The 7,464-nt window shown below is 60.5% G+C and carries 7 protein-coding genes; 3 read left to right on the top strand and 4 right to left on the bottom strand.

From position 1 onward, the window contains the following. The coding region (locus tag PMI29_RS03825) for a circularly permuted type 2 ATP-grasp protein (RefSeq protein WP_008003057.1) at window positions 1-2,235 on the top strand (2,235 nt) is incomplete at its 5' end. After that, complete coding sequence (locus PMI29_RS03830) at window positions 2,235-3,125, top strand: transglutaminase family protein (protein WP_008003056.1); 891 nt, start codon at window positions 2,235-2,237, stop codon at window positions 3,123-3,125. The genes PMI29_RS03825 and PMI29_RS03830, both read left to right, overlap by 1 nt. Window positions 3,126-3,356: 231 nt before the next feature. Here the strand turns inward: PMI29_RS03830 and PMI29_RS03835 are convergent, their stop codons facing one another. Next, the gene (locus PMI29_RS03835; protein ID WP_008003055.1) at window positions 3,357-3,536 is read right to left on the bottom strand and encodes a hypothetical protein; all 180 of its coding nucleotides are present in this window, start codon (window positions 3,534-3,536) and stop codon (window positions 3,357-3,359) included. Window positions 3,537-3,604: 68 nt separating this feature from the next. After that, window positions 3,605-4,192, bottom strand: a complete 588-nt coding sequence (locus PMI29_RS03840) for a TIGR00730 family Rossman fold protein (RefSeq protein WP_008003054.1) — start codon at window positions 4,190-4,192, stop codon at window positions 3,605-3,607. Between the two features lie 343 nt (window positions 4,193-4,535). On the opposite strand from PMI29_RS03840, the gene azu reads away from it, so the two are divergent. Further along, window positions 4,536-4,982 (top strand): azurin, encoded by a 447-nt coding sequence (azu, locus tag PMI29_RS03845; RefSeq protein WP_008003050.1) that lies wholly within the window; start codon window positions 4,536-4,538, stop codon window positions 4,980-4,982. A gap of 197 nt (window positions 4,983-5,179) precedes the next feature. On the opposite strand, the gene nadE is transcribed toward azu, so the two are convergent. Both nadE and pncB read right to left on the bottom strand, forming a co-directional pair. Next, complete coding sequence (gene nadE / locus PMI29_RS03850; RefSeq protein ID WP_008003048.1) at window positions 5,180-6,007, bottom strand: ammonia-dependent NAD(+) synthetase; 828 nt, start codon at window positions 6,005-6,007, stop codon at window positions 5,180-5,182. A gap of 4 nt (window positions 6,008-6,011) precedes the next feature. Continuing rightward, entirely contained in the window at window positions 6,012-7,238 is a 1,227-nt protein-coding gene (gene pncB, locus PMI29_RS03855) for a nicotinate phosphoribosyltransferase (protein ID WP_008003045.1), read from the bottom strand. Between the last annotated feature and the right edge of the window lie 226 nt (window positions 7,239-7,464).

The following is a 7,464-nucleotide window of genomic DNA, read 5'->3' as shown; positions in this document are numbered from 1 at the left end:
CCCGCCGATGAGTGGGAGCGCCTGGCGGCCGGCATCGCGCAACGGGCCAGGTTGCTCAATGCCGTGCTGGCTGACCTTTACGGTCCGCAACGGCTGATTGCCGAAGGTCTGCTGCCCGCCGAGCTGGTGTTCGGTCACAACAACTTCCTTTGGCCCTGTCAGGGGATCAGCCCGCCTGACGGAGCCTTCCTGCATTTGTATGCCGTGGATCTGGCGCGCACGCCCGATGGCCGCTGGTGGGTCACGGCGGACCGTACCCAGGCGCCTTCGGGTGCCGGGTATGCGCTGGAAAACCGTACCATCGTGTCCCGGGCGTTTCCCGAGCTGTACCGCGACTTGAAAGTGCAACACCTGGCTGGGTTCTTCCGCACCTTGCAGGAAACCCTGGCCCGTCAGGCCCCGAGTGACGAGGACGCGCCGTTGGTGGTGCTGCTGACACCAGGGCGATTCAACGAAAGCTATTTTGAACATCTGTATCTGGCCCGGCAGCTCGGTTATCCGTTGGTAGAAGGCGGCGACCTGACAGTGCGCGACGCCACGGTCTATCTGAAGACCCTGAGTGGTCTGCGCCGGGTTCACGCGATCATGCGTCGGCTCGATGACGATTTCTGCGACCCGCTGGAGCTGCGCACCGATTCGGCCCTCGGCGTGCCGGGCCTGCTGGAAGCCGTGCGGCAGGGGCGGGTGCTGGTGGCCAACGCTCTGGGTAGCGGTGTGCTGGAGTCGCCAGGCTTGCTGGGTTTTCTGCCGAAGATCAATCAATTCCTGTTCGGTGAAGAACTGATCCTGCCGTCCATCGCCACTTGGTGGTGCGGTGAAGCGCCGGTTTTGGCCCAAGCCCTGGAAAAGCTGCCGGAACTGCTGATCAAACCGGCGTTTCCGTCCCAGAGCTTTGCACCGGTATTTGGCCGTGACTTGAGTGAAAAGCAGCGCCAGGAACTCGCCGAGCGCATGCAGGCACGGCCTTACGCTTATGTGGCGCAAGAACTCGCGCAATTGTCCCAGGCACCGATCTGGCAAGCCGAAGACGGTCAGCTGCAACCCCGCGCCATCGGCATGCGCGTGTATGCGGTGGCCAGCCGCGACGGTTATCGGGTACTGCCCGGTGGCTTGACCCGGGTCGCCGCCGACGCCGATGCCGAAGTGGTGTCGATGCAGCGCGGTGGCGCCAGCAAAGACACCTGGGTGCTGGGCGATCGTGCGCCCAGCGGCGAACAATGGAAGGCCCAACGCAACATCGGCGTGCATGACCTGGTGCGGCGCGATCCGTATCTGCCATCGCGGGTGGTGGAAAACCTGTTCTGGTTTGGCCGTTACTGCGAACGTTGCGATGACAGTGCTCGTTTGCTGCGCATCATGCTGGCGCGCTATGTCGACGGCGACGACCCGCAAGCCCTGCAGGCCGCAGTCGATCTCGGCGAACGGTTGATGCTGCTGCCCGATAAGGGTGAATTGCCGGAACGCCTGTTGGCGGCGCTGCTCGGCGATGACTGGCCGTTCAGCCTGCGTTCCAACCTGCAACGCTTGCAGTGGGCTGCTTCGCAGGTACGCGGCAAGCTCTCGCGAGAAAACTGGCAGGCGCTGGTGGAGTTGCAGCGCGAAGCCATGGAGCTGGAAACCGAAGAGCCGGATTTCGGCGAATTGCTGGATTTTCTCAACCGCCTGGTGATGTCCCTCGCGGCGCTGTCCGGCTTTGCCCTGGACGACATGACCCGGGACGAAGGCTGGCGTTTCCTGATGATTGGCCGGCGGATCGAGCGCCTGCAATTTCTCAGCGGCAGCCTGGCGGCGTTCCTGCGGGGCGCCGCGGTTTTCGATCAGGCCGGGCTGGAATGGCTGCTGGAACTGGGCAACAGCAGCATCACCTACCGTTCTCGATACCTGGCGGTGGCGCAACTGATCCCGGTGCTCGACCTTCTGTTGCTCGACGAGCAGAACCCTCACGCCGTGTTGTTCCAATTGAAACTGGTGAACCGCACCCTCAAACGTCTCAACGATGACTTTGGTGGGCCGCGCGAAGCAGCGCTGCCGCAATTGGTTGAACGTCTGGCGCGATTCGATCTGGGCTGCCTGGAAAACCCGCTGTTCGGCGACGCGAGTGTTCGCGCCGCCATTGAGGGGTTGGCCGCGCTGCTGCAAGAGATCGCCGATGTCAGCGGGCAAGTTTCCGATCGCCTGGCACTGCGGCACTTCGCCCATGTCGACGATGTCAGCCAGCGCACGGTGTCCGTCTGATGAGCGCCCACTACCAGATTTTCCACGACACCCATTATCACTACGACAGCCCGGTGTCCCTGGCCCAGCAACTGGCGCATTTGTGGCCGCGGCCTTGTGCCTGGCAGCGTTGCACCGACCGGCAATTGCAGATCAGTCCGCAGCCGACCTCGCGCCGCGATGAACTGGATGTATTCGGCAACCCGCTGACACGGCTGGCGTTCGAACGTCCCCACGATGAATTGCTGGTCAACGCCAGCCTCACGATCGAAGTGTTGCCTCGACCTGTGCTGGACTTCAGTCGGTCTCCGGCGTGGGAAAACACTCGAAGCGCGCTGACCTACAGCAGCCAGCCGCTGTCGCCTGAAATGCTCGAAGCCTGCCGATACCGGTTTGAATCGCCGTATGTGCATTTGAAGAGAAACTTCGTCGAGTTTTCCGAGAGCTGCTTCCCGGCGGGTCGACCGTTGCTGCTCGGCGTGCAGGCGCTGATGGAGAAAATCTTCAGCGAGTTCACCTTCGATGCCGAAGCGACCCAGGTGGCGACGCCACTGGTGGAGGTGCTGGAGCGCCGGCGCGGGGTCTGCCAGGACTTTGCTCACCTGATGCTCGCTTGCGTGCGTTCCCGTGGATTGGCCGCGCGGTACATCAGCGGCTACTTACTGACCCAGCCACCGCCGGGGCAGCCACGGCTGATCGGTGCTGATGCGTCCCACGCCTGGGTTTCGGTGTTTTGCCCGGTGCTGGGGTGGGTGGATTTCGATCCGACCAACAATGTGCAACCGGCTCTGGAGCACATCACCCTGGCCTGGGGCCGGGACTTTTCCGATGTGTCGCCGTTGCGGGGGGTGATTCTGGGAGGAGGGAACCACGACCCGGAAGTGCGCGTCACCGTGATGCCACTGGATTAACAACCATCCACCCTGTAGGAGCGAGCTTGCTCGCGATGGACGTCAACGATGACGCGTCCTGTCTGGAAAAACGCGCTGTCTTCGAATTTTTCGCGAGCAAGCTCGCTCCTACAGGGGGCGCAGTCATTTCAGGTAGGGTATTTCAGATTGGCCTGTGAGGGTCGGCAGCAAAGCTGCCAACCCTGGACACAGATCCGGTGGGCCAGATCAGATCAACCGGCCCGGAGGTTCTCAGGCGTCGGGCGCCGAGTCTTTCGGTGCATCAACATCGTCTTCTGCCGCCACTTCACCCTCAGGGTTCAGTGCCGCTTCTTCAGCTGAAGCTTTCTTGCGCTGAAGCTTTTCCTCTTTCTTCTGCTCCTTGGCCAAGTCTCTCTGACGTTTGGCGAAGGAATAATTAGGTTTGGCCATGGGCGATCCTCTGGGGTCGAAGGTGAGGTTGAGCGGCGCATATTCTGCCCTGTATCGGTGCCGAGCCGTTAGCTGGGTTTTTGCTCGGCCCATTTTGGCGCTACGGACGGTTGCCAGGCATCCAGTGCATCGAGCAGGGTTTGCGGCGATTCGCTCACTTGCAGCATGTCACGGTGCTGCCCGCGAACGAAGCCTTCGCCGACGATGTGATCGAGAAAAGACGTCAATTTGCTGTAGAAACCGTTCACTTCCAGCAAGCCCAGCGGTTTGCCGTGGTAGCCGAGCTGGCCCCAAGTCCAGACTTCGAACAGTTCTTCCAGGGTGCCAAGGCCACCGGGCAGCGCGATAAAGGCATCGCTGAGCTCGGCCATCCGCGCCTTGCGCGCGTGCATGCCATCGACGACTTCCAGGCGAGTCAGGCCACTGTGGCCGATTTCCTTGTCCTTGAGGCTTTGCGGAATGATGCCGATCACCTCACCGCCGGCCGCCAGGGCCGCATCGGCGACGATTCCCATCAGGCCCACGGCGCCACCGCCATACACCAGGGTCAGCTTGCGCTCGGCCAATGCCTGGCCCAAGGCCACAGCCGCTTCACGATAAGCCGGGTTGGTGCCGGTGCTGGCACCACAAAATACACAAACAGATGCTAAAGACATGCCTTGCTCCATGGTCGATCAGAGCCACAGAGTAAAGGCAGGCGCACGGCACTCCAAGGGCTAGACTTCGAGTTCTGGCGTTTCGTATGTTCCGCTGGCGCCGCAGGCATAGGCGGCGAGCAAGCTGCGCAATAAGCTGTTGATCGACATGACAGACGCTCCATTTGAAGGGGACGGTCTGATGATAGGGCCGGGCCAGACGCTTGGCCGGTAGATTGTTTCCATCGGTGTCATAGCCTGAAAGTTGTATACAATTTTTGATTCAAGTCATATGAACTTGCGAAATTTTCAGGCAGTCTTCTGTCCATTCGCGATTTCGTTAACCCTGCCTTGGAGATTCACCATGTTTGCCAAACTCGTTGCGGTATCCCTGTTGACACTGGCCAGCAGCCAATTGATGGCTGCCGAGTGCAAGACGACCATCGACTCCACCGATCAAATGGCCTTCAGCACCAAGGCCATTGAAATCGACAAAAGCTGCAAAACCTTCACCGTCGAGCTGACTCACTCCGGCAGCCTGCCGAAAAACGTCATGGGCCATAACTTTGTGCTGAGCAAAGAAGCCGACATGCAGCCGATCGCCACCGACGGCCTGAGCGCCGGCATCGACAAGAACTACCTGAAAGAGGGCGACGCCCGCGTGATTGCCCACACCAAGATCATCGGCTCCAAGGAAACCGATTCGGTGACCTTCGATGTGTCCAAGCTGGATGCCGCTGAAAAGTATGGTTTCTTCTGCTCGTTCCCGGGCCACATCTCGATGATGAAAGGCACCGTGACCCTGAAGTAAACCGACGTACCGCGTCATCGTTCTTCGCGGGCAAGCCCGCTCCCACAGGTTTTGTGAGCGACACAAATCACTGTGGGAGCGGGCTTGGTCCGGGCGGCGTTCCGACGAAGGGGCCAGAAGCATCGACGCATGTTTTGGCCAAAGAAAAAGCCCGCTGAAGCTCAACACTTCAGCGGGCTTTTTCATTCAATCATCAATCACGGCGCATACGGCATCACACGCTTGTGATGGGTCTTGTTGTACGTGTCGCAAATGATCCTGAACGCTTCCTCACGCACCGGGTTGCCGTGCAGGAAGGCGTCGATCTCGGCGTAGGTCACGCCGTGGGAGGCTTCGTCCGGTTTGCCGGGTGACAGGTCTTCCAGGTCGGCGGTCGGGACTTTCTCCACCAGCGACTCCGGCGCGCCGAAGCTGCGGGCGATGGCGCGGACCTGGTTTTTCACCAAGCCGCTCAGTGGCGCCAGGTCGCAGGCGCCGTCACCGAACTTGGTGAAGAAACCCATCACCGCTTCCGCCGCATGGTCGGTGCCGATCACCAGGCCATGGGCCGCGCCAGCGATGGTGTACTGCGCCACCATGCGCATCCGCGCCTTGGTATTGCCGAGTACGAAATCCACCGACACCGCATGCTTGCCTTCGAACGCCGCCACTTCATTGGCCAGGGCCTTGACCGCCGGACCGATGTTTACGGTGTGGCGCTCGTCCGGTTTGATGAAGTCCACCGACGCCTGGGCGTCGTGCTCGTCGAACTGGGTTTCGTACGGCAGGCGCACGGCGATGAATTTATAGGCGGCATCGCCGGTGCGCTGGCGCAGTTCGCGGACGGCACGTTGGGCCAGCAGGCCGGCGGTCAGTGAGTCGACGCCGCCGCTGATGCCCAACACCAGGGTTTTCAGCCCGGAATTGACCAGGCAGTCCTGAACAAAGGCAATCCGCCGGGCGACTTCGGCCTCAAGGGCGGCTTCGTCGGCGAATGGCGGCTGGACCTTGAGCTGTTCAGCAATCTCACGCTGTACGGCTTGCATGAATTCACTCCTTGCTTGATGTACTTGAAAGGGCGGCAGGTACTTGGAAAACGTGTCGCAAGTACGCAACGAAATTCGGGTCTTTGCAGTGCGTCTTGCCAGGCTCGTCGGAGATCTTCGCCACCGGCTGGCCGTTGCAGGCGGCCATTTTAAGCACGATGCTCATCGGTTCGACACCCGGAATATCACAGGTCAGGTTGGTGCCGATGCCGAAGCTGACATTGATCCGACCGCGCAGCGCCCGGAATATCTCCAGGGCCTTGGGCAGGGTCAGGCTGTCGGAGAAGGTCAGTGTCTTGCTCATCGGGTCGATGCCGAGCTTGTGATAGTGGGCGATGGCTTTTTCCGCCCAGACCACCGGATCGCCCGAGTCGTGGCGCAAACCGTCGAAAAGCTTGGCGAAAAACAGATCGAAATCGCCGAGGAAGGCATCCATGGTGATGCAATCGGTCAGGGCAATCCCCAGCAGGCCACGGTATTCGCGGACCCAGCAATCGAGTGCGGCAATCTGGCTGTCGATCAGCCGTGGGCCGAGTTGCTGGTGCGCCATGATCCATTCGTGGGCCATGGTTCCCAGAGGTTTCATGTCCAGTTCCCGGGACAGGTGCACATTGCTGGTGCCGACGAAGCGTCCGGGGAAATCGTGCTTGAGCACATTCACCACTTCTTCCTGCACTCGGTAGGAAAAACGACGGCGGGTGCCGAAATCGGCCACCTGCAATTCGGACAATTCATCGCTGCTGGCGTTGGCGCTCAGCCAGTCGAACTTGCGGTAGAGCTGTTCACGGGCCTGCCCCAGCACGACTTCGCGGTAGCGATAGCGATTGCGCACCTCGCTGACCAGCGCCAGCAGCGGCACTTCGAACAGGATCACATGCAGCCAGGGGCCCCGCAGGCGGATGAACAGCTCACCGTTTTCGATGCCGGTGTGGATGTAGCGCAGGTTGAAGCGAAACAACCCGAGAAAACGCAGGAAATCCGGCTTCAGGAAGCTGATGCGTTCCAGAAAGTTCAATTGGTCGGCGCTCAGGCTCAGTTCGGCCAGGCGCTCGATCTGGAAGCGGATTTCCGCCAGGTACGGGCGCAAGTCCTCCCTGTTACGGCAACGAAACTCCCATTCGACTTCGACGTTCGGGTAATTGTGCAGCACCGCCTGCATCATCGTCAGTTTGTAGAAGTCGGTGTCGAGCAGGTTCTGCACGATGCGATCGGCAAATACACTCTCGCTCATAAGGGGAATCTCCAGCGTTGCAGCGGTATTGATCAGTGGCGCTAGTGGCGCATATCAGGGGTATGAATTGCCAGCAAATTTTAGACCGCAGCAGATCCCTGTAGGTGTGAGCTTTTGTGGCGAGGGGGCTTGCCCCCGTTCGGCTGCGCAGCAGTCGCAATAGCTCTAGCTTCGGAGTTACAAAAGTTTTGGGGTTGCTGCGCAACCCAACGGGGGCAAGCCCCCT

This window comes from Pseudomonas sp. GM49 (genome assembly GCF_000282355.1).
GTDB lineage: Bacteria > Pseudomonadota > Gammaproteobacteria > Pseudomonadales > Pseudomonadaceae > Aquipseudomonas.
Note: the sequence above shows the minus strand (reverse complement) of the source record. Positions and strands in the feature narration are given on the sequence as shown.

Excerpts from the sequence above, each read along its gene's own strand:
- PMI29_RS03830 (WP_008003056.1), top strand. The coding sequence starts at position 2,235 with ATGAGCGCCCACTACCAGATTTTCCACGACACCCATTATCACTACGAC.
- PMI29_RS03835 (WP_008003055.1), bottom strand. The coding sequence starts at position 3,536 with ATGGCCAAACCTAATTATTCCTTCGCCAAACGTCAGAGAGACTTGGCC.
- PMI29_RS03840 (WP_008003054.1), bottom strand. The coding sequence starts at position 4,192 with ATGTCTTTAGCATCTGTTTGTGTATTTTGTGGTGCCAGCACCGGCACC.
- azu (WP_008003050.1), top strand. The coding sequence starts at position 4,536 with ATGTTTGCCAAACTCGTTGCGGTATCCCTGTTGACACTGGCCAGCAGC.
- nadE (WP_008003048.1), bottom strand. The coding sequence starts at position 6,007 with ATGCAAGCCGTACAGCGTGAGATTGCTGAACAGCTCAAGGTCCAGCCG.
- pncB (WP_008003045.1), bottom strand. The coding sequence starts at position 7,238 with ATGAGCGAGAGTGTATTTGCCGATCGCATCGTGCAGAACCTGCTCGAC.